This is a genomic window from Vibrio sp. dhg, from assembly GCF_003443775.1.
GTDB classification, from domain to species: domain Bacteria; phylum Pseudomonadota; class Gammaproteobacteria; order Enterobacterales; family Vibrionaceae; genus Vibrio; species Vibrio natriegens.
Genome location: NZ_CP028943.1, coordinates 2,669,809 through 2,690,480 on the forward strand (window position 1 = coordinate 2,669,809; position 20,672 = coordinate 2,690,480).

At 45.2% G+C, this 20,672-nt stretch carries 19 protein-coding genes; 9 read left to right on the forward strand and 10 right to left on the reverse strand.

Annotation, left to right across the window (positions count from 1 at the left end; genetic code table 11):
• Positions 1-261 precede the first annotated feature (261 nt).
• A complete protein-coding gene (locus DBX26_RS12280; protein WP_020333941.1) occupies positions 262-876 on the forward strand; it encodes a LuxR/HapR/OpaR family quorum-sensing transcriptional regulator in 615 nt (204 codons plus the stop codon).
• 124 nt (positions 877-1,000) lie between these two features.
• Here DBX26_RS12280 and lpdA read toward each other — a convergent pair whose 3' ends face one another.
• From lpdA to ampD, 5 genes are all read right to left on the reverse strand, one after another.
• Positions 1,001-2,428 carry a dihydrolipoyl dehydrogenase gene (gene lpdA / locus DBX26_RS12285; protein WP_014232944.1) on the reverse strand — a complete coding sequence of 476 codons (1,428 nt, stop codon included), beginning with the start codon at positions 2,426-2,428 and terminating at the stop codon, positions 1,001-1,003.
• Between the two features lie 266 nt (positions 2,429-2,694).
• Positions 2,695-4,572, reverse strand: a complete 1,878-nt coding sequence (gene aceF, locus DBX26_RS12290; protein WP_118119342.1) for a pyruvate dehydrogenase complex dihydrolipoyllysine-residue acetyltransferase — start codon at positions 4,570-4,572, stop codon at positions 2,695-2,697.
• 19 nt (positions 4,573-4,591) lie between these two features.
• Positions 4,592-7,252: a pyruvate dehydrogenase (acetyl-transferring), homodimeric type gene (gene aceE / locus DBX26_RS12295; RefSeq protein WP_014232946.1), complete on the reverse strand. Its 2,661-nt coding sequence runs from the start codon at positions 7,250-7,252 to the stop codon at positions 4,592-4,594.
• 49 nt (positions 7,253-7,301) lie between these two features.
• On the reverse strand, positions 7,302-8,069 hold the full coding sequence (pdhR, locus tag DBX26_RS12300; RefSeq protein ID WP_014232947.1) for a pyruvate dehydrogenase complex transcriptional repressor PdhR: 768 nt from the start codon (positions 8,067-8,069) through the stop codon (positions 7,302-7,304).
• 409 nt (positions 8,070-8,478) lie between these two features.
• The gene (gene ampD / locus DBX26_RS12305; protein WP_118119344.1) at positions 8,479-9,024 is read right to left on the reverse strand and encodes a 1,6-anhydro-N-acetylmuramyl-L-alanine amidase AmpD; all 546 of its coding nucleotides are present in this window, start codon (positions 9,022-9,024) and stop codon (positions 8,479-8,481) included.
• Between the two features lie 372 nt (positions 9,025-9,396).
• On the opposite strand from ampD, the gene nadC reads away from it, so the two are divergent.
• The 8 genes from nadC (at position 9,397) to yacG (ending at position 16,536) form a co-directional block, all read left to right on the forward strand.
• Complete coding sequence (gene nadC / locus DBX26_RS12315) at positions 9,397-10,284, forward strand: carboxylating nicotinate-nucleotide diphosphorylase (protein ID WP_020333946.1); 888 nt, start codon at positions 9,397-9,399, stop codon at positions 10,282-10,284.
• Between the two features lie 258 nt (positions 10,285-10,542).
• On the forward strand, positions 10,543-11,010 hold the full coding sequence (locus tag DBX26_RS12320) for a prepilin-type N-terminal cleavage/methylation domain-containing protein (protein ID WP_118119346.1): 468 nt from the start codon (positions 10,543-10,545) through the stop codon (positions 11,008-11,010).
• Positions 11,010-12,695 (forward strand): type IV-A pilus assembly ATPase PilB, encoded by a 1,686-nt coding sequence (gene pilB, locus DBX26_RS12325; protein ID WP_118119348.1) that lies wholly within the window; start codon positions 11,010-11,012, stop codon positions 12,693-12,695. Before DBX26_RS12320 ends, pilB begins: the two co-directional genes overlap by 1 nt.
• A gap of 30 nt (positions 12,696-12,725) precedes the next feature.
• Positions 12,726-13,949 carry a type II secretion system F family protein gene (locus DBX26_RS12330; protein ID WP_118119350.1) on the forward strand — a complete coding sequence of 408 codons (1,224 nt, stop codon included), beginning with the start codon at positions 12,726-12,728 and terminating at the stop codon, positions 13,947-13,949.
• Between the two features lie 67 nt (positions 13,950-14,016).
• Complete coding sequence (locus DBX26_RS12335) at positions 14,017-14,886, forward strand: A24 family peptidase (RefSeq protein WP_118119352.1); 870 nt, start codon at positions 14,017-14,019, stop codon at positions 14,884-14,886.
• Complete coding sequence (coaE, locus tag DBX26_RS12340) at positions 14,887-15,501, forward strand: dephospho-CoA kinase (protein WP_014232954.1); 615 nt, start codon at positions 14,887-14,889, stop codon at positions 15,499-15,501.
• A gap of 26 nt (positions 15,502-15,527) precedes the next feature.
• Positions 15,528-16,268, forward strand: coding sequence for a cell division protein ZapD (zapD, locus tag DBX26_RS12345; protein ID WP_014232955.1), 741 nt, complete (start codon positions 15,528-15,530; stop codon positions 16,266-16,268).
• A gap of 73 nt (positions 16,269-16,341) precedes the next feature.
• Positions 16,342-16,536, forward strand: coding sequence for a DNA gyrase inhibitor YacG (yacG, locus tag DBX26_RS12350; RefSeq protein WP_014232956.1), 195 nt, complete (start codon positions 16,342-16,344; stop codon positions 16,534-16,536).
• A gap of 341 nt (positions 16,537-16,877) precedes the next feature.
• Here yacG and rplS read toward each other — a convergent pair whose 3' ends face one another.
• The 5 genes from rplS to ffh form a co-directional block, all read right to left on the reverse strand.
• Positions 16,878-17,231, reverse strand: a complete 354-nt coding sequence (gene rplS / locus DBX26_RS12355; RefSeq protein ID WP_005379971.1) for a 50S ribosomal protein L19 — start codon at positions 17,229-17,231, stop codon at positions 16,878-16,880.
• Positions 17,232-17,271: 40 nt separating this feature from the next.
• Positions 17,272-18,033 (reverse strand): tRNA (guanosine(37)-N1)-methyltransferase TrmD, encoded by a 762-nt coding sequence (gene trmD, locus DBX26_RS12360; RefSeq protein ID WP_014232957.1) that lies wholly within the window; start codon positions 18,031-18,033, stop codon positions 17,272-17,274.
• Positions 18,034-18,060: 27 nt separating this feature from the next.
• Positions 18,061-18,609: a ribosome maturation factor RimM gene (gene rimM, locus DBX26_RS12365; protein WP_014232958.1), complete on the reverse strand. Its 549-nt coding sequence runs from the start codon at positions 18,607-18,609 to the stop codon at positions 18,061-18,063.
• 30 nt (positions 18,610-18,639) lie between these two features.
• Positions 18,640-18,888, reverse strand: a complete 249-nt coding sequence (gene rpsP / locus DBX26_RS12370; RefSeq protein WP_005379962.1) for a 30S ribosomal protein S16 — start codon at positions 18,886-18,888, stop codon at positions 18,640-18,642.
• Between the two features lie 208 nt (positions 18,889-19,096).
• Positions 19,097-20,479, reverse strand: a complete 1,383-nt coding sequence (gene ffh, locus DBX26_RS12375) for a signal recognition particle protein (protein ID WP_014232959.1) — start codon at positions 20,477-20,479, stop codon at positions 19,097-19,099.
• Between the last annotated feature and the right edge of the window lie 193 nt (positions 20,480-20,672).

Below are 20,672 nucleotides of genomic sequence, written 5' to 3' on the forward strand. Positions count from 1 at the left end.
TCTTACGGCGCGTAGTGTATCACCACGTTCATTGTGTTGAAAGCCACAACCCTTTTCCGATTTTCTTGAGAGCGTAACCGTATTTTCGCCAGATTATGACGAAAAGCATCAACAATCAGGGCATTACTGTCTACAAATCACACAACAAATGTTGACCTTGAGTATATGCACCATTACACTCATCACTTGCTTTAAGCAATTATTAAAATAATCAATTAGGGGGATTTCCCCCCATTCAACGAAAATGGCAAGGTAAATATAATGGACTCAATTGCAAAGAGAGCCCGTACTAGGCTTTCCCCTATTAAGCGTAAACAACAACTCATGGAAATCGCGTTGGAAGTATTTGCGCGTCGCGGTATTGGCCGCGGTGGTCATGCGGATATCGCTGAAATCGCGCAGGTTTCTGTTGCTACCGTTTTTAACTACTTCCCAACTCGTGAAGATCTCGTTGATGAAGTGCTGAACCACGTAGTACGTCAGTTCTCGAACTTCCTTTCAGATAATATCGATCTAGACCTACACGCTCGTGACAATATTGCGAATATCACCAGCGCAATGATTGAGCTAGTCAATCAAGATTGCCACTGGCTGAAAGTATGGTTTGAGTGGAGCGCATCGACACGCGACGAAGTTTGGCCACTATTCGTGTCAACCAACCGCACCAACCAGCTGTTGGTACAGAACATGTTTATCAAAGCAATTGAGCGTGGTGAAATCTGTAACACGCATCAACCAGAACATTTGACTAACTTGTTCCACGGCATTTGCTACTCACTGTTTGTACAAGCAAACCGTTTTAAGGGTGAAGATGAGCTGAAAAATCTCGTAAGTTCATACCTTGATATGCTTTGTATTTACGATCGCAATCAGTAAGGTCTACACCAAAAATCATAAAGCCTGGCTTCTGCCAGGCTTTTTTATATTTGAAACTTAGCTGTTAAAAACAAAAAAACCGCTGAATGTTCAGCGGTTTTTATTATTTAATCAGTAAAGAAACTTACTTCTTCTTAACTGCTTTTTTGTTTGGAAGGTCAGTGATAGAACCTTCAAATACTTCAGCAGCTAGACCAACAGACTCGTGTAGAGTTGGGTGAGCGTGGATAGTCAGAGCGATATCTTCTGCATCACAACCCATCTCGATCGCAAGACCGATTTCGCCAAGTAGTTCACCACCGTTAGTACCAACGATAGCACCACCGATTACGCGGTGAGTTTCTTTGTCGAAGATTAGCTTAGTCATACCGTCTGAACAGTCAGATGCGATCGCACGACCTGATGCAGCCCATGGGAATGTTGCCACTTCGTACTTGATGCCTTCGTCTTTCGCTTCTTTCTCAGTCTTACCAACCCAAGCCACTTCTGGCTCAGTGTACGCGATTGAAGGGATAACTTTAGGGTCAAAGTAGTGCTTCTTACCAGAGATAACTTCAGCAGCTACGTGACCTTCATGCACGCCTTTATGAGCAAGCATTGGTTGACCAACGATATCACCGATCGCGAAGATGTGAGGAACGTTAGTACGCATTTGCTTATCAACGTTGATGAAGCCGCGCTCGTCGATTTCTAGACCCGCTTTTTCACCGTCGATCAGTTTGCCGTTTGGTACACGACCGATAGCAACAAGAACAGCATCGTAGCGCTCTGCTTCAGCAGGTGCTTTCTTGCCTTCCATTGAAACGTAGATACCGTCTTCTTTCGCTTCAACTGCTGTTACTTTCGTTTCTAGCATTAGCTTGAACTTGTCTTTGATACGCTTGGTGTAAACCTTAACGATATCTTTGTCTGCTGCAGGGATTACCTGATCAAACATCTCAACAACTTCAACTTTAGAACCTAGAGAGTGGTAAACCGTACCCATTTCCAGACCGATGATACCACCACCCATGATAAGTAGTTTTTCTGGCACTTCTTTTAGTTCAAGAGCGTCAGTAGAATCCCAAATACGTGGGTCTTCATGCGGGATAAATGGCAGTTTGATTGGACGAGAACCAGCAGCAACGATTGCGTTGTCGAAGTTAACAACAGTTGACTCGCCTTCACCTTCTACAAGGATAGAGTTAGGACCAGTAAACTTACCGTAACCGTTAACAACAGTTACGTTACGCATCTTAGCCATGCCACCTAGGCCGCCAGTAAGTTGGTTAACAACTTTTTCTTTCCAGATACGGATTTTGTTGATGTCAGTTTGCGGTTCGCCAAATACAACGCCGTGATCAGCCATTGCTTTTGCTTCTTCAATTACTTTAGAAACGTGAAGAAGTGCTTTAGATGGGATACAACCCACGTTCAGACACACACCGCCAAGAGTGCTGTAACGTTCAACTAGTACAGTTTCAAGACCTAAATCCGCACAACGGAATGCTGCAGAGTAACCAGCAGGACCAGAACCAAGTACAACAACTTGGGCTTTAATTTCTTTGCTCATTTTGACCTCTTGTAGTCATTATCCCTAACAGGCTGAGTGATTTTTGATTCTTTTTGTTTAAGTAAGATTTTTTAAACAGTGACTTTCAGACCGCTAACAGTTTACAGAGATGTTAATGGCGTGAAAAGTAAATCAATTTAGCCTGTGAGCTAGACAACAATTCGATTGTGAAAACCCCATAGTGAATAAGGGCGATAACCAAATTGTTCAGTAATTATTATTAGCAGAGGCGGCTAAATTGCCGCCTCTCATACATCTAACTTCTATTAAAGAACTAGACGACGAATGTCAGATAGACATGAGTTTAGGTAAGTGATGAAACGCGCACCTTCCGCACCATCGATCACACGGTGGTCGTATGATAGAGACAGTGGAAGTTGTAGACGCGGTTCGAACTCTTTACCGTTCCATACCGGTTTCATCTCTGACTTAGATACACCTAGGATACCCACTTCTGGCGCGTTCACGATTGGAGTAAACGCAGTACCGCCGATGCCGCCAAGGCTAGAGATAGTGAAACAGCCACCTTGCATGTCAGCCGCAGTTAGCTTACCAGCACGAGCTTTCTTAGAAACAGCCATTAGCTCTTCAGATAGCTCGTAGATGCCTTTCTTGTTCACATCTTTAAATACAGGAACAACCAGACCGTTTGGCGTATCTACCGCGATACCAACGTTCACGTATTTCTTCAGAATTAGGCTCTCACCGTCTTCTGATAGAGAAGAGTTGAACGCAGGGAACGCTTCAAGTGCTTTAGCAACTGCTTTCATGATGAACACTAGTGGAGTGATCTTCATGCCAGTGTCTTTCTTCGCTTCAATCGCGTTTTGCTCTTTACGGAATGCTTCAAGAGCCGTGATGTCTGCGTTATCCCACTGTGTAACGTGCGGGATCATTACCCAGTTACGGTGTAGGTTAGCACCAGAAATCTTCTTAATGCGAGATAGAGGTTGAACTTCTGTCTCACCGAACTTGCTGAAGTCCACTTTTGGCCATGGTAGTAGACCAAGAGCTGCACCGTCGCCTTTGCCAGATGCTGCTGCACCAGACTCAAGACGCTTAAGCGCTTCTTTCACGTAGTTCTGAACGTCTTCCTTCAGGATACGGCTCTTACGACCAGAACCTTTAACCTTAGAAAGGTTTACGCCGAACTCACGAGCTAGACGACGAACAACTGGAGACGCGTGAGCGTACTCGTCGTTCTCTTTGAAATCGCCTGTTGCTGCTGGAGCTGCTGGAGCTGCTGGAGCTGCTGCTACAGGTGCTGCCGCTTGAGCTGGAGCCGCTGCAGGAGCTGGAGCTGCGCCCGCCACTTCGAATACCATGATTAGAGAGCCAGTAGACACTTTGTCGCCAGCTGCAATCTTGATTTCTTTAACAGTACCAGCGAATGGTGCAGGAACTTCCATAGAAGCTTTGTCGCCTTCTACAGTGATTAGAGATTGCTCTTCTTCCACTGTATCGCCAACTGCAACCATGATTTCAGTAACTTCTACTTCGTCGCCACCGATATCTGGAACGTTAACTTCTTTTGCCGCAGATGCTGCTGGAGCTACTGCCGCTGGTGCTTCTACTGCCGCAGGAGCTGCTGCTGGAGCGCCTGAACCTGCTACTTCGAATACCATGATTAGAGAGCCAGTCGATACTTTATCGCCTGCTGCTACTTTGATCTCTTTAAGCGTACCTGCGAATGGTGCAGGAACTTCCATAGAAGCTTTGTCGCCTTCTACAGTGATCAAAGATTGCTCTTCTTCGATGCTGTCGCCGATTGCTACCATGATTTCAGTAACTTCAACTTCGTCACCACCGATATCTGGTACGTGAACTTCTTTCAGTTCTGCCGCTGCTGCTGGAGCTGGAGCTGCTGCTGGAGCTGCTTCCGCCGCAGGAGCAGGTGCAGCTTCAGCTGCACCCTCGGCTTCGAAAATCATGATTAGAGAACCAGTAGAAACCTTGTCGCCTTCTGCAACTTTGATTTCTTTAACGATACCCGCTTGAGAAGCAGGAACTTCCATAGAAGCTTTATCGCCTTCAACAGTGATCAGAGACTGCTCTTCTTCAACCTTGTCGCCAACGCTTACAAGAATCTCAGTAACTTCAACCTCATCCGCACCGATGTCTGGTACATTAATTTCGATTGCCATTTCTTATCTACCTTCTTAATTAAGCGTATAGCGGGTTTGTTTTTTCAGTGTCGATGTCGAATTTCTTAATTGCTTCAGCAATTACAGATTTCTCAACTTCGCCACGTTTCGCTAGTTCAGTTAGCGCTGCTACTACTACGTAACCTGCGTTCACTTCGAAGTGACGACGTAGGTTTTCACGGCTGTCTGAGCGACCGAAGCCATCAGTACCAAGAACTTTGAAAGATTCAGCAGGGATGAATGCACGAACCTGCTCTGCGTAGTTCTTCATGTAGTCAGTTGCTGCGATAGCTGGCTCAGTACCCATTACTGTTTGGATGTATGGTACTTGCGCTTCCGCTTCTGGGTGTAGCATGTTGTAACGCTCAGCCGCTTGACCGTCGCGAGTTACTTCGTTGAATGACGTTACAGAGTAAACGTCAGATGCAACACCGTATTCATCGCTAAGGATTTGAGCTGCTTTACGTACTTCGTTCATGATAGTACCAGAGCTCATTAGCTGAACTTTACCTTTAGAACCAGTGTAAGTTTCTAGCTTGTAGATACCCTTACGAATGCCTTCTTCAGCGCCTTCTGGCATTGCTGGCATTGCGTAGTTCTCGTTCATTAGCGTTAGGTAGTAGAACACGTTCTCTTGCTCACCGTACATGCGACGGATACCGTCTTGCATGATTACCGCTACTTCGTAAGCGAATGTCGGATCGTAAGAGATACAGTTAGGAACAGTACCCGCCATGATGTGCGAGTGACCATCTTCGTGCTGCAGACCTTCACCGTTCAGTGTAGTACGACCAGCAGTTGCACCTAGTAGGAAACCACGTGCTTGTTGGTCACCAGCCATCCACGCCATGTCGCCAACACGTTGGAAACCGAACATAGAGTAGTAGATGTAGAACGGGATCATTGGTAGGTCGTTTGTCGAGTATGAAGTTGCTGCTGCAACCCATGAAGACATAGCACCTAGCTCGTTGATACCTTCTTGTAGAACCTGACCTGAAGTCGCTTCTTTGTAGTAAGAAACAACGCCACGGTCTTCTGGTGTGTAAGTCTGGCCGTGCGGGTTGTAAATACCGATTTGACGGAATAGACCTTCCATACCGAATGTACGTGCTTCGTCAGCAATGATAGGAACGATGTTCTTACCAATGTTCTTGTTCTTAAGCAGAACGTTCAGTGAACGTACGAATGCCATAGTAGAAGAGATGTCACGCTTCTGCTCTTCTAGTAGAGGCTTGAATTCTTCTAGTTCAGGAACGATCAGTTCTTGAGTGAAGTTCGGTAGACGCTGAGGCGTGTAACCGTGTAGCGCTTTACGACGAGCGTGTAGGTATTCGTACTCTTTTGAACCTTCTTCAAGTTTCAGGTACGGAAGCTCTTTCACTGCTTCGTCAGTTAGAAGATCTTGTAGACCTAGACGATCACGTAGGTGTAGAACGTGAGTCATGTCCATCTTCTTAACTTGGTGCGCGATGTTCTTACCTTCAGCCGCTTCACCCATGCCGTAACCTTTAACAGTCTTAGCTAGGATAACCGTTGGACGGCCTTTAGTGTCTGCCGCGTTTTTGTATGCAGCGTATAGCTTAGAAGACTCGTGACCACCACGCTTAAGTGCGAAGATTTCGTCATCAGTCATATCAGCAACTAGTGCAGCTGTTTCTGGGTACTTACCGAAGAAGTGCTCACGTACGTATGCACCGTCTTTCGCTTTGAACGTTTGGTAATCGCCATCGATTGTTTCGTTCATAAGCTGTAGAAGCTTACCAGTTGTATCTTTAGCTAGTAGAGAATCCCAGTTGTTACCCCAGATTACTTTAACTACGTTCCAGCCAGCACCTTTGAACAGACCTTCAAGTTCTTGAATGATCTTACCGTTACCCATTACAGGGCCGTCTAGACGCTGAAGGTTACAGTTGATTAGGAAACATAGGTTGTCTAGCTTCTCACGCGCAGCGAAAGAGATAGCACCACGTGATTCTGGCTCATCCATCTCACCGTCACCTAGGAACGCGTAAACGCGCTGCTCAGAAGTATCTTTCATGCCGCGGCCTTCAAGGTACTTAAGGAAACGAGCTTGGTAGATCGCAGAGATCGGACCTAGACCCATAGATACGGTTGGGAACTGCCAGAATTCAGGCATTAGTTTAGGGTGCGGGTATGACGGGATACCTTTACCATCTACTTCTTGACGGAAGTTGTCTAGCTGCTCTTCAGTTAGACGGCCTTCAACGAATGCACGAGAGTAGATACCTGGAGAAATGTGACCTTGGTAGTAAACTAGGTCGCCACCATCCTTCTCGTTTGGAGCACGGAAGAAATGGTTGAAACATGTTTCGTAGAATGCAGCAGAAGACTGGAAAGACGCCATGTGGCCGCCTAGTTCTAGGTCTTTCTTCGATGCACGTAGAACGATCATGATTGCGTTCCAGCGAATGATGGAACGAATACGACGCTCAAGTGTTGTGTCACCTGGGTAAGCTGGTTCTTGATCTGCTGGAATCGTGTTGATGTAGTTCGTGGTGATTCCAGTTGGCATGTCAACACCGTCTAGACGTGCTTTATCTAGAACTTGCTCAAGTAGGAACTGAGCACGCTCTACGCCTTCTTCACGTACAACTGACTCAAGTGCTTGTAGCCATTCTTGAGTTTCCAGTGCATCTACGTCATGCTTCATATCAGACATGGCGATCTATCCTTCTGTTGGTTGGATCTATAAAACAAGCAAATCGTCTTTAAGAGTCATTGCCCTGTTGCATTCGACGTAAAGAGCGTTCACGACGAGACTCTTCTCTGGTCAAATCCAACAATGTTTCTTCAATATAAGCTAAGTGTGAATGTGACATCTCACGCGCCTTTTCTGGCTGACCAGATACGATCGCATCCACGATGTTAGCTCGGTGTTTACTTACTTTCTCGACCGCCTCAGGGCGGCGATGCAATAATTTAAAATTCTGTAGAATATTTTGCTCAAGCAAAGGTGCCAGGCTGCGCACAATATGCAGTAGTACTACGTTGTGAGCCGCTTCAGTTAAAGCAATTAAGAACTGCATTACTTCCGCCGATTCAGCTGCAACGTCATCATTGGATTGCGCTTGGCTGATTCGTTCAAGACAGGCTTGAATTCGAGCAAAATCTTCTTCGGTACCACGAACGGCTGCAAAGTAAGCTGCAATACCTTCCATCGCGTGGCGCGTTTCCAGTAAATCCAGCTGAGTTTCAGAGTGACTAGACAATAAATTTAGCAGAGGATCGGAAAAACTTTTCCAGATGTTCTCACTAACAAAAGTGCCACCACCCTGACGGCGAGTAAGAAGACGCTTAGCTTCAAGGCGTTGAATTGCCTCACGGATCGACGGACGAGAAACATCAAACTGTTTTGCCAGTTCGCGCTCTGGAGGCAACTGCTGCCCCGGAGACAATGTTCCTTCCACAATCAACCTTTCTAACTCTTGTTCAATAACATCAGAGAGCTTTGGCTGACGAATCCTTTGATAAGCCATAATTTATTATTCTTCTACTCTTGCAGGTAATTGGTAATACCAATTTTAAGTTGGTGCAGAAATTAACATAATTAAAACGTCACTGTCCAGCCAAAAATTGACCTAAATCATAGAACGGGCCTAGCAAAAACACTCTGATAACAATTGACGGTTAAAACAGCAATAAAATTGGTCTTACCAATTACAATAACAAAACAAGTGGGGAAATGACGTGCTGAGCATTTTGAAAGTAAAAGCATAAAATGACAAAAAGATCAGGGCAAATATCGGCCACTTCCCTCGCTGTACACACAAAAATGTAGTTAATTTTCAACAAAAGTAATTATTTTTTGTATACAAAAAGGCATGGTTGAGACCATGCCTTATTGATTCTAGCTTTTATAATTTACATATTTATCACAACTTAATTTCAAATCAGTCGTCGATACTTGACCCAGTCAAAGCTTAAGCCAGGGTCACTTTTTCTCAGCGGGGCGATGTACTGGTGGCCAGTAATTCGCTGGGGGGTAATGTTAGGGTATTGCGACATGATCGCTTGAGATAAACCCGCAAGTGACTGATATTGCTCATCTGTGTATGCGACAAACTCAGTCCCTTCCAGTTCAACACCTATCGAATAGTCATTGCATCCAGCTCGTCCGGCAAAACTTGACTGGCCAGCATGCCATGCTCTATCAAGAAAGGACACAAACTGTACAATCTCGCCATTTCTCTTAATTAAGCAATGAGCCGAAACCCCCATTTTGTGAATTACTTCAAAAAATGGATGCGATTTCGGGTCCAATTTCCCACAGAAAAAGTCCTCTATATAAGGACCGCCAAACTGGCCGGGCGGCAAACTGATGTTATGAACAACAAGCAGAGAGATATCATTTGTATCTGAACGAGCATCAAAAAAAGGCGACGGAACATGCTTTGCTTGCGTCAACCAGCCATTCTCGATTATTGGGGGCATATCAACCTCTATAGTTGTAGGGTCTGTTGACCTTTTGCGGTTAAATTTTGTTCGAGATAAAAGCGTTTTAATCGCGGCGAGAGGCGGACGGCTAGTTGTTTGTAGCCTAGTCACTCTAAGCAAAACACCTCTCAACAAAGAGTAAAACGCTTTTAGCCGAACCCGTCGGGCAGCGTTTGTGGCTCCTTTCTACTGCGTTATCCGCTTATCAGGTAGGTCAACTACATTTCAAAGCCTCTGCCTTGTATAAATAACCCACAAACTGCTGCAAAAATCAGCTCAAAAGATCAACAGACCCTAAATTAACTGCTGAAATTATTGACACCGGAGAGTATCATTCGTTGCCATCTCCCTTTCAAGACTAGATTTGCGATGAAGAACACACACAACAGCCAAGAACGCCTGGAATACCTGAAACAACAACTTCCTCTGGAGATCACTCGCTCCGTCGCCGACACCTTAAAAGAAGACCTCGGCGGCACAGTGGATATCAACAACGATATCACCGCATCTCTTATCCCTGAAGATGCCGTTAACACTGCGACGATCATTACACGTGAGCACGGTGTGTTCTGCGGTCAGGCTTGGGCAGATGAAGTATTTAAACAGCTGGGCGGTAAAGTGACTATCGAGTGGTATGTACAAGACGGTGACAAGGTTGAACCAAACCAGACACTTTGTACCTTATCAGGCCCTGCTCGTGACCTGCTTACTGGCGAGCGTAACGCGATGAACTTTATTCAGACGCTTTCTGGTTGTGCGACCACAACATCCGTGTACGCAGAAAAGATCGCGCACACCGAGTGCCGTCTGTTAGATACGCGCAAAACTATTCCGGGTCTGCGTAGCGCTCTAAAATACGCCGTCGCTTGTGGCGGTGGCTTCAACCATCGTATCGGCGTATTCGATGCCTACCTCATTAAAGAAAACCACATCATTGCCTGCGGTGGCATCACTCAAGCGATCACAACAGCAAAAGAGTTGAACCCTGGCAAACCAGTCGAAGTAGAAACAGAAAGCTTGGACGAGTTAAAAGAAGCGATTGAAGCCGGTGCGGATATCATCATGCTGGATAACTTTACCAAAGAGATGATGCGTGAAGCAGTAGAAATCAACGCAGGTCGCGCAGCATTAGAAAACTCTGGCAACATCACCTTAGACACTATCGCAGAATACGCGGAAACTGGCGTCGATTACATCTCTGTCGGCGCGCTAACCAAGCACCTGAAAGCTATGGATCTTTCGATGCGCTTCAAATAACCAATTAACAAAATCCATATTAAACAAGCAAATTCAACAACTTATAAAACAAACATTACATAAAGGGCCTTTTGGCCCTTTATTTTTATCCGTAAAAAGCCAAATCAATCGCAATTCGTTGCATATCAAATGTAATTAAGCATTAAAGATATCTATCTGACTCGATCACCCGCTGCCTGCCAGTTTTCACCACTTCTGACTCTCCATAATCTTGTGCCAATGCAACAGCATTATCTATCTCATGAGAAGGAAGAGAAAATGAAGTCAAATAAACAGAAAAAACAGCAAGGCTTTACGCTGATTGAATTAATGATTGTGGTGGCTATTATTGGTATTCTGGCCGCATTTGCCATTCCGGCTTACTCAGACTATACCCAACGGACACGTGTAGCCGGAGCTGTATCAGGAATCTCAGGTTTTAAAACAGCGATTGCTTTATGCGCTCAAGATACAGGTTCACTCACAGCATGTGTTGGTGGTGCAAAAGACATCCCAGCTGATATAGCAGCAGATAATGCCGGCGCAACAATTGCTTATGTAAATAAGTTAACAACTGCAGCAAGTGGAGTCATTACTCTTGAAACCACTGCTGTTGATACTGCTGGAACTAAGTTGATTGTTACTCTCACCCCGGCCATTGCTAACGGCGTGATTCGTTGGACTTTATCAGGCACAGGCTGTAGCGCAACCACACCTGGACGCGGCATTGATTGTTCAGGTAACTAATGGTTAGTAGCTTATCAACGATTCTTCGCCAATCAGGGTTACTTAGCTTAGCCCAAGAACAGTCGTTAATAGAGCAAGTCAACGCTTCCGGTATTTCGATGCCGGAAGCGTTAGTCAATTCTGGTATATTCACTACTAGCGAACTCGCGGCTCACCTAAGTTCAATCTTTGGCTTACCCTGCGAATCCGTATCTCACTATGATTACACCGCGCTGTGCCAAAAATTGGGGCTGCGTGAACTGATCACGAGTCACCATGCATTGCCACTGGAGAGAACGCCTTCGACGTTAACTCTCGCCATTGCCGACCCAACGAACCAACAAGCTGAAGATGATTTTCGCTTTGCAACCGGATTGCAAATCGAACTCGTCATTGCGGATTTTTCGGAGCTTGATGCTGCGATTCGCCGTTTGTACGGTCGCGCGTTAGGTCAGGAGAGATCAGGCTTAAAAGAGATCAACCAAGAAGAGTTGGCTAATTTGGTTGACGTCGGTGCAGATGAAATCGATAACATCGAAGACTTAAGTCAGGACGAGTCACCGGTTAGCCGCTATATCAACCAAATTTTGCTTGATGCTGTGCGTAAAGGGGCATCCGATATCCACTTTGAGCCTTATGAAAAAATGTATCGGGTTCGCCTGCGTTGCGACGGTATTCTGATTGAGACTCAACAGCCGCCAAACCATTTAAGCCGACGCTTATCAGCCCGAATCAAAATTCTGTCCAAGCTTGATATTGCTGAAAGGCGTATGCCGCAAGACGGTCGAATAAAGTTAAAGCTTAATCAAGACACTGCGATTGATATGCGAGTGTCCACCTTACCCACTCTATTCGGAGAAAAAATCGTATTACGACTGCTCGACAGCAGCTCAGCTTCTCTGGATATCGATAAACTAGGCTACAGTGACCAGCAAAAGCAGCTGTACTTAGATGCTCTGCGTCGCCCACAAGGCATGATTTTAATGACTGGCCCAACCGGCAGCGGCAAAACCGTCTCGTTGTACACAGGGCTGAGCATACTCAATAAACCAGAGATCAATATTTCTACGGCTGAAGACCCGGTCGAAATCAACCTCTCCGGAATTAATCAGGTTCAGGTTCAGCCTAAGATAGGCTTTGGTTTCGCCGAGGCACTGCGATCTTTCCTGCGTCAAGACCCTGATGTAGTGATGGTGGGAGAAATCCGCGATCTGGACACAGCAGAAATCGCGATTAAGGCATCTCAAACCGGACACTTAGTCCTCTCGACACTCCACACAAATTCAGCCGCTGAAACCGTTATCCGCCTAACGAATATGGGCGTTGAAAGCTTTAACCTCGCCTCGTCGCTCAGCCTTATTATTGCCCAGCGCTTAGCCCGTAAGCTTTGCCCGTACTGTAAACAGCCTCAAGAGGTTACCGCCGCGTTACAACATATCGGGATTCAAGCGACTGACCAGATTTATCAAGCCAACCCAAATGGCTGCAACCACTGTACACACGGCTATTCGGGACGAACTGGCATCTATGAGGTGATGCGTTTCGATGAAAATCTATCCGAAGCACTGATTAAAGGAGCCTCGGTACATCAACTGGAAAAACTCGCCATCCGTAACGGGATGAGCACACTACAAATGTCAGGTATTGAAAAGCTTAAGCAAGGCGTCACAAGCTTTAGCGAACTGCAGCGCGTGCTCTACTTTTAATTTCACTTTGAACTAGCAGCCATTTAGCCTATGAAAACGACCACCCCACAACTCAAGAACTTCCGCTGGAAAGGCATTAATAGCTCAGGGAAAAAAACTTCTGGACAAACGCTGGCCATGAGCGAAGTGGAAGTACGCGAACGCCTCAACGCCCAGCATATAAAAATCAAAAAACTGAAAAAAAGCAGTATTTCTTTTTTAACCAAACTGAGCCATCGGGTAAAAGGCAAAGACATCACCGTTTTTACTCGCCAAATTTCGACTATGCTGGTCACCGGTGTCCCACTCGTTCAAGCGTTAAAATTGGTTTCCAACAACCATAAAAAAGCCGAGATGAAGTCTATTTTAATGAGCGTAACTCGAGCGGTTGAAGCGGGCACGCCGATGTCAAAAGCAATGCGCACGGCCAGCACACATTTTGACGCACTTTATACTGACCTCATCGCAACAGGAGAACTCTCAGGCAATCTGGCAGAAGTCTTTGAACGACTGGCCACTTATCGTGAAAAAAGTGAGGAACTCAGAGCGAAAGTTATCAAGGCCCTGATCTATCCAGCCATGGTTATGTTGGTTGCGCTCGGCGTGTCCTATCTCATGCTCACTCAAGTTATCCCCGAGTTTGAAAAAATGTTCGTCGGCTTTGGGGCTGAGTTACCTTGGTTCACCAGACAAGTACTAGACTTGTCTGCGTGGATGCAAAATTGGGGTTCATTCATCGCTCTTGGGACACTTAGCCTAATTATATCAGCAAGAATACTGGTCAAACGTTCTGATTCTTTTCGCTTGATGATGGATCGAGCCATATTGAGAATTCCCGTTCTTGGCGCTGTGTTGTCCAAGGCTGCGATTGCTAAATTTAGCCGAACCCTGGCCACCAGCTTTAGCGCGGGTATTCCTATTCTGACCAGTTTAAAAACCACCTCCAAAACGTCAGGAAACCTGCACTATCAGCTGGCAGTCGAAGAAGTCTATCGTGATACAGCCGCTGGTATGCCAATGTATGTCGCAATGCGTAACTGCGATGTTTTCCCTGAATTAGTGCTACAAATGGTGATGATTGGAGAAGAATCAGGCAGGCTTGATGAGATGCTCAATAAAGTCGCAACTATTTATGAGTTCGAAGTAGATAACACAGTCGATAACTTAAGTAAGATTCTTGAACCACTGATCATCGTTTTTCTTGGTGTGGTCGTGGGTGGATTAGTGACAGCAATGTACCTGCCAATCTTTAACTTAATGAGTGTATTAGGCTAAAATGGAGGCTGTAAATTAATCATTAAAACAGCACCTTGCCGTTTGATGCACCGCTCAAGAGACAAATATGGAAGTATTTCAGTACTACCCATGGTTATTCGTTGTATTCGCCGTGGTTTTTGGTTTGATCGTGGGAAGTTTTCTCAATGTCGTTATCTATCGACTTCCAAAAATCATGGAGCTGGAATGGCGCCGTGAATGTGCTGAGTCTTTTCCTGAATACAATATTGAATCACCTAAAGACGTACTCACATTAAGTATCCCCCGCTCCTCTTGCCAACAGTGCGGTACTCCGATTCGCATTCGCGATAACATTCCAGTTATCAGTTGGCTACTTCTAAAAGGTAAATGCCACAACTGTAGCGCCCCGATCAGCGCCAGATACCCACTTGTAGAAATACTGACGGCAGCCTGCTCTGGCTATGTTGCGTTTCATTTTGGATTCAGCTATTTCACTATTGCGCTAATATTCTTTACTTTCATTCTGATCGCAGCGACGTTTATCGATCTCGATACCATGCTGCTGCCCGATCAATTAACATTGCCATTAACTTGGGCTGGCATTGCTCTAGCATTGTTCGAAGTCAGTCCTGTTAGTCTGCAAGATGCCGTGATCGGTACAATCGCTGGCTATTTATGTCTCTGGTCTGTTTATTGGGGCTTTAAGTTGCTTACTGGCAAGGAAGGCATGGGCTATGGCGACTTTAAGCTACTCGCAGCGCTTGGCGCTTGGCTGGGTTGGCAAGCTTTACCAATGATCATTTTGCTTTCTTCCATCGTAGGCGTCATATTTGGAATAATTCAGCTACGATTGCAGAAGAAAGGGATCGAAAAGGCCTTCCCTTTCGGTCCTTACTTAGCGATTGCCGGATGGGTAAGTTTACTCTGGGGTGATCAAATTCTAAATTGGTATTTCACATCAATTCTAGGAGCGTAAATGGCTTTGGTTATTGGCTTAACAGGCGGTATCGCTAGCGGTAAAACCACCGTGGCGAATCTGTTCAAGCAGCAATTTAAAATCGACATCGTTGATGCAGATATTGTTGCAAGAGAAGTCGTCGAACCCGGAACACCGGGACTGACAGCAATTATTGAGCACTTTGGTAGCGATATTGTTCGTGACGATCAAATGCTCGATCGGGCGAAGTTAAGAGAGAAGATCTTCTCGAACCCAGATGAAAAAGACTGGCTTAATAAGCTATTGCACCCGATCATTCGCGAAAAAATGGTAGAAGACTTACAGCAAGTCACCTCTGATTATGCGCTTTTGGTTGTGCCGTTACTGGTAGAGAACCAACTAGAAAGCTTGTGTGACCGTGTTCTGGTGGTGGATGTCGATCCTGAAACGCAAATATCTCGTACGATGAAACGTGATAATGTCAGCGAAGAACAAGCCCGTGCGATACTTGTATCTCAGGCCTCAAGACAGCAAAGGCTCGATATGGCAGACGATGTGGTTAAAAATAACCCGGACGACCAAGATCTTTTGCTTCAAATCACAGATTTGCATGAAAAGTACCTAGCCATGTGTAAGAAAAATCTGCAAAATTAGAATGAAACTCACCAAGGCTTATGTCGATGACCACGCACAAATTTGAACATCCGTTAAATGAGAAAACTCGTATTTATCTAAGAGTAGAGTCTCTGCTGCGTCAGGCTCACTTGGCTTCTGGCTTTGCTGAAAATCATCAGTACCAGCTCTTTTTCCGTGCGTTGTTTGATATGGTTGAGATTTTCGAGCAACTGCAACTGAAAAGTGAACTGGCCAAAGATCTTGAAAAACAGCGTTTGAGTTATCGACACTGGCTCCATGTAGAAGGTGTCGATCAAGAGGCATTGACGTCCTTACTCAATGATATCGATGTGGTGCACAAACAATTAATGCGCGCTGAAAGGTTTGGTCAGGCACTGAAAGATGATCGATTCTTAAGCTCGATCAGACAACGATTTAATCTGCCTGGTGGCTCTTGTTGTTTTGATTTACCCGCTTTGCACTACTGGCTGCATTTACCACTTGATCGTAAAAAGCAGGATGCACAAAAATGGCTGGATAGCTTGAAGCCGCTTTCGGATGCGTTGAACTTATGGCTAAAGTTAACCCGAGAAACCGGGCAATTTAAAGCTCAAATCGGCCGTGCGGGCTTCTTCCAGAGCGATGCTGATGAAGCGAATATTCTGAGACTTCATATCCCTATGGAGCACGGCGTCTACCCAATGATTTCAGGGCATAAAAACCGCTTTGCGATTAAGTTTATGTCGTTTGAAAGTGGTCAAGCTTGCACTCAAGATGTCGAGTTTGAATTAGCAGTATGTAGCTAGCCGAAACTCACTCAACTACTATTTCATTATTCCTCTCTATTCGAGAAACATTGTTAATTCAGAGAACCAACCCATGTCTAAAATTACTATCGTTCAATGCCCTCAATGTGGAGCCGACGTAGAATGGGGAGAGCAAAGCCCTCACCGACCATTTTGTAGCAAAAAATGCCAGATGATTGATTTTGGTGAATGGGCAGACGAAGAGAATGCCATTGCTGGCGCGCCAGACATGTCAGACAGTGACGGCTGGTCAGAAGATCAATACTAGGTTCTAGGTTCTAGGTTCTAGGTTCTAGGTTCTAGGTTCTAGGTTCTAGGTTCTAGGTTCTAAAGATTGAGGAAGTTGGCGTGAGAGCGTCAACTTTTTTATTGCCTGTCGAAAAGCAGTTCTCTTTCTCTCCTGGTTTACAGCCTTTCTATCTGCAATTCGGCTTAATTTCAGAGGATTAAGCGAAGGTGTATTTTACTATAGCAAGGAGAAGGAACGGAGTTTACGCCAGTAAATGAGTACCGCCGACACAGCTATAGTGAAATACAACCAGCTTAAACCCAGAAATAAAAAAACGGAGCCCAAAAGGACTCCGTTTAATGAGAACGCTAGTTATAGCATTACTTCTTAGCAAGTTTCTCTTTGATACGAGCAGACTTACCAGAACGCTCACGTAGGTAGTACAACTTGGCACGACGTACTGCACCACGGCGTTTAACTTCGATGCTATCAACGATTGGAGAGTGTGTTTGGAACGTACGCTCAACACCTTCACCGTTAGAGATCTTACGTACAGTGAAAGCAGAGTGTAGACCACGGTTACGGATTGCGATTACAACGCCTTCGAAAGCCTGTAGACGCTCACGGTCACCTTCTTTTACCTTAACTTGAACAACAACAGTGTCACCTGGTGCAAATTTAGGTAGGTCTGATTTCATTTGCTCTTCTTCAAGAGCTTTGATGATGTTACTCATTTTAAAATTCCTAGAATAAACTGATACTAAATAAATTAGGTTACTTTGCATTCTGTTCGTTAACGGCTTTATGCTCATTAACAAACTCGGCAAGTAATTGTTCCTGTTCGTCAGTCAGAGCTAGGTTTTCCAGGAGCTCTGGTCTTCTTAGCCAAGTTCGGCCCAGCGACTGCTTGAGTCGCCATTGACGAATGTCCTTGTGATTACCTGACATCAGTACCGCTGGTACTTCTTTGCCATCCAATACTTCAGGACGCGTATAGTGAGGGCAATCTAGCAAACCATTAGCAAAAGAATCTTCTTCTGCTGACGAGAAATCACCCAGCACTCCCGGTATAAACCGAGAAACTGAATCAATTAACGTCATGGCTGGTATCTCGCCACCCGTCATCACAAAATCCCCAATCGACCATTCTTCGTCGACTTCGGATTGAATGATGCGCTCATCTACCCCTTCATAACGGCCACAAATAAGAAGTAAATTCTCATTGGTTGCCAGTTCTTCAACCCCTTGCTGGTCGAGCTTGCGACCTTGAGGAGAGAGGTAAATGACTTTCGTCTTACCCGGTGAGGCTTGCTTAGCGGTATGAATGGCATCGCGCAAAGGCTGAACCATCATTAACATACCAGGGCCACCACCGTAAGGTCGGTCATCGACAGTTCGATGTTTGTCGTGAGTGAAATCTCGAGGATTCCAAGTCTCAATCGACAAAAGACCTTTTTTAACCGCTTGACCTGTTACTCCAAAATCAGTAACAGAACGGAACATTTCAGGAAAAAGGCTAATAACGCCAACCCACATGTTTATCTCGCTCTGTAATTTTGGAGATTAGAATCCAGGATCCCAGTCAACTTCGATCCGTTGAGCTTCGCGATCAACTTTAATGATCACTTGCTCTTCAAGGAACGGGATTAATCGTTCCTTTTGCCCGAAAGCATCTTTAAGATTTGCTTTAACAACCAGAACATCGTTTGAGCCAGTTTCTAGCATGTCAGTAACGACACCTAGATCGTAACCTTTAGTGGTTACGACTTGCATCCCAAACAATTCACGCCAGTAGAACTCATCTTCTGACAATTCAGGTAGTACCGCAGGGTCAATAGCAATTTCAAAGTTCGTCATTAAATGCGCGTCTTCACGAACATCCATGCCTTCCAGCTTAGCCACCATACCTTTGTTATGGCGCTTCCAGCTTTCTACTTTGTACTCAACCCATGTGCCCTTTTGGTTAATGTACCAAGGACTGTAATCGAAAATGCTTTCAGCATTGTCTGTGTAGGAAAAAACCTTAAGCCAACCTCGAATGCCGTAAGTAGCACCAAACTTGCCTACAACAATCTTTTCGTTGCTCATTGTTTCTTTACCTTTCATCGACATAAACTAGTTTCTACTTCTAACAGTAAAAAATTAAGCCGCTTTTTGAGCGTCTTTAACTAGCTTAGCAACGCGGTCAGATACAGACGCGCCTTGACCAACCCAGTGGTTAACGCGGTCTAGGTCTAGACGTAGACCTTCTTCTTGACCTTTAGCAGTTGGGTTAAAGAAACCAACTTTCTCGATGAAACGGCCAGTTGCAGCGTTGCGGCTGTCCGCTACTACGATTTGATAAAATGGACGCTTCTTAGCGCCGTGACGTGCCAAACGAATGGTTACCATGTCGTCCTCTTTGCTTTCTCAAAAATAAAATTAACCCCAAGAACCATTCAATAAATGAACAATTTGGGGCTCGTGCCAAAATAAAGCTCCGGAATTTTACTCTTATGCCGGAGCAATGCAAGGGATTTAGTTACTTTTTCACCAACATAAATTGAAATTAAAGTTTGTGATGTAGCTAACACCCTGAAACTATAGTGTGAGCGAGTGATTATCGACCAAATGGGTTGAAACCACCACCTCCGCCCATGCCACCCATCATGCCTTGCATGTTGCGCATCATGCCTTTCATGCCGCCTTTTTGCATCTTCTTCATCATTTTCTGCATCTGGGTGAACTGTTTTAGCAGACGGTTTACGTCCTGAACCTGCACACCGGAACCTGCAGCAATACGCTTCTTACGCGAACCCTTGATGATTTCTGGGCGTTGACGCTCTTTCATCGTCATAGAGCTGATGATCGCTTCCATTTGCTTAAACATCTTGTCATCGACTTTATCTTTGACATTGTCAGGTAGCTGAGACATGCCTGGAAGTTTATCCATCATGCCCATCATGCCGCCCATGTTTTGCATTTGGCCTAGCTGTTCACGGAAGTCTTCTAAGTCGAAGCCTTTCTTCTCTTTGAACTTTTTCGCCAGTTTTTCTGCTTTTTCTTGGTCAACGTTACGTTGCAGATCTTCAATCAAAGACAGAACGTCACCCATGCCAAGAATACGCGATGCTACGCGGTCTGGGTGGAAAGGTTCTAGCGCGTCAGTTTTCTCACCAACACCTAGGAATTTGATTGGTTTACCCGTGATATGACGAACCGATAGCGCCGCACCACCACGTGCGTCACCATCAACTTTGGTTAGAATCACACCCGTAAGTGGTAGTGCATCTCCAAAGGCTTTAGCGGTATTCGCCGCATCCTGACCTGTCATTGCATCAACAACAAACAGTGTCTCGACAGGGTTAATCGCAGAGTGAAGATCTTTAATCTCACCCATCATCTGTTCATCAATCGCCAAACGACCAGCGGTATCGACAATCAGAACGTCGTAGAATTTCTTCTTCGCGTGGTCGATTGCTGCGTTCGCAATATCAATAGGCTTTTGGTCTGGTGAGGACGGGAAGAAATCAACACCAATGTCTGATGCCAGTGTTTCTAGTTGTTTGATCGCCGCAGGACGGTAAACGTCAGCAGACACAACCAGTACTTTCTTCTTATCACGCTCTTTTAACAGCTTGGATAGCTTACCTACCGATGTGGTTTTACCCGCACCTTGTAGACCTGCCATCAAAAGTACTGCTGGCGGCTGAGCGGCTAGGTTCAGAGCTTCGTTAGACTCACCCATTACAGCTTCAAGTTCGCCTTGAACGATCTTAATAAACTCTTGACCCGGAGTCAGAGATTTAGAAACTTCTACACCAACCGCTTTTTCTTTAACGCGGTTTACAAATTCACGAACAACAGGAAGCGCAACGTCCGCTTCCAAGAGTGCCATTCGCACTTCACGTAGGGTTTCTTTAATGTTGTCTTCTGTCAGACGACCTTTGCCACTGATATTTTTCAGCGTTTTGGATAATCGATCCGTTAAATTCTCAAACATCTTTGTCTCTTCGCTAAAATGGCGATTAATTAGTGTGAGTATACCTTAGCCAAGGTCTGAGTCATACCCGTACCGCTGCTCTATTATTGTCTCTATTTCTATATGGAGGGGTAACTTATTAATTTCAATATCTCATCTATCGCGATTGTTGTCGCATAGAGCGTAGCCGCAAAGAGTAATGCAAGGTATAATT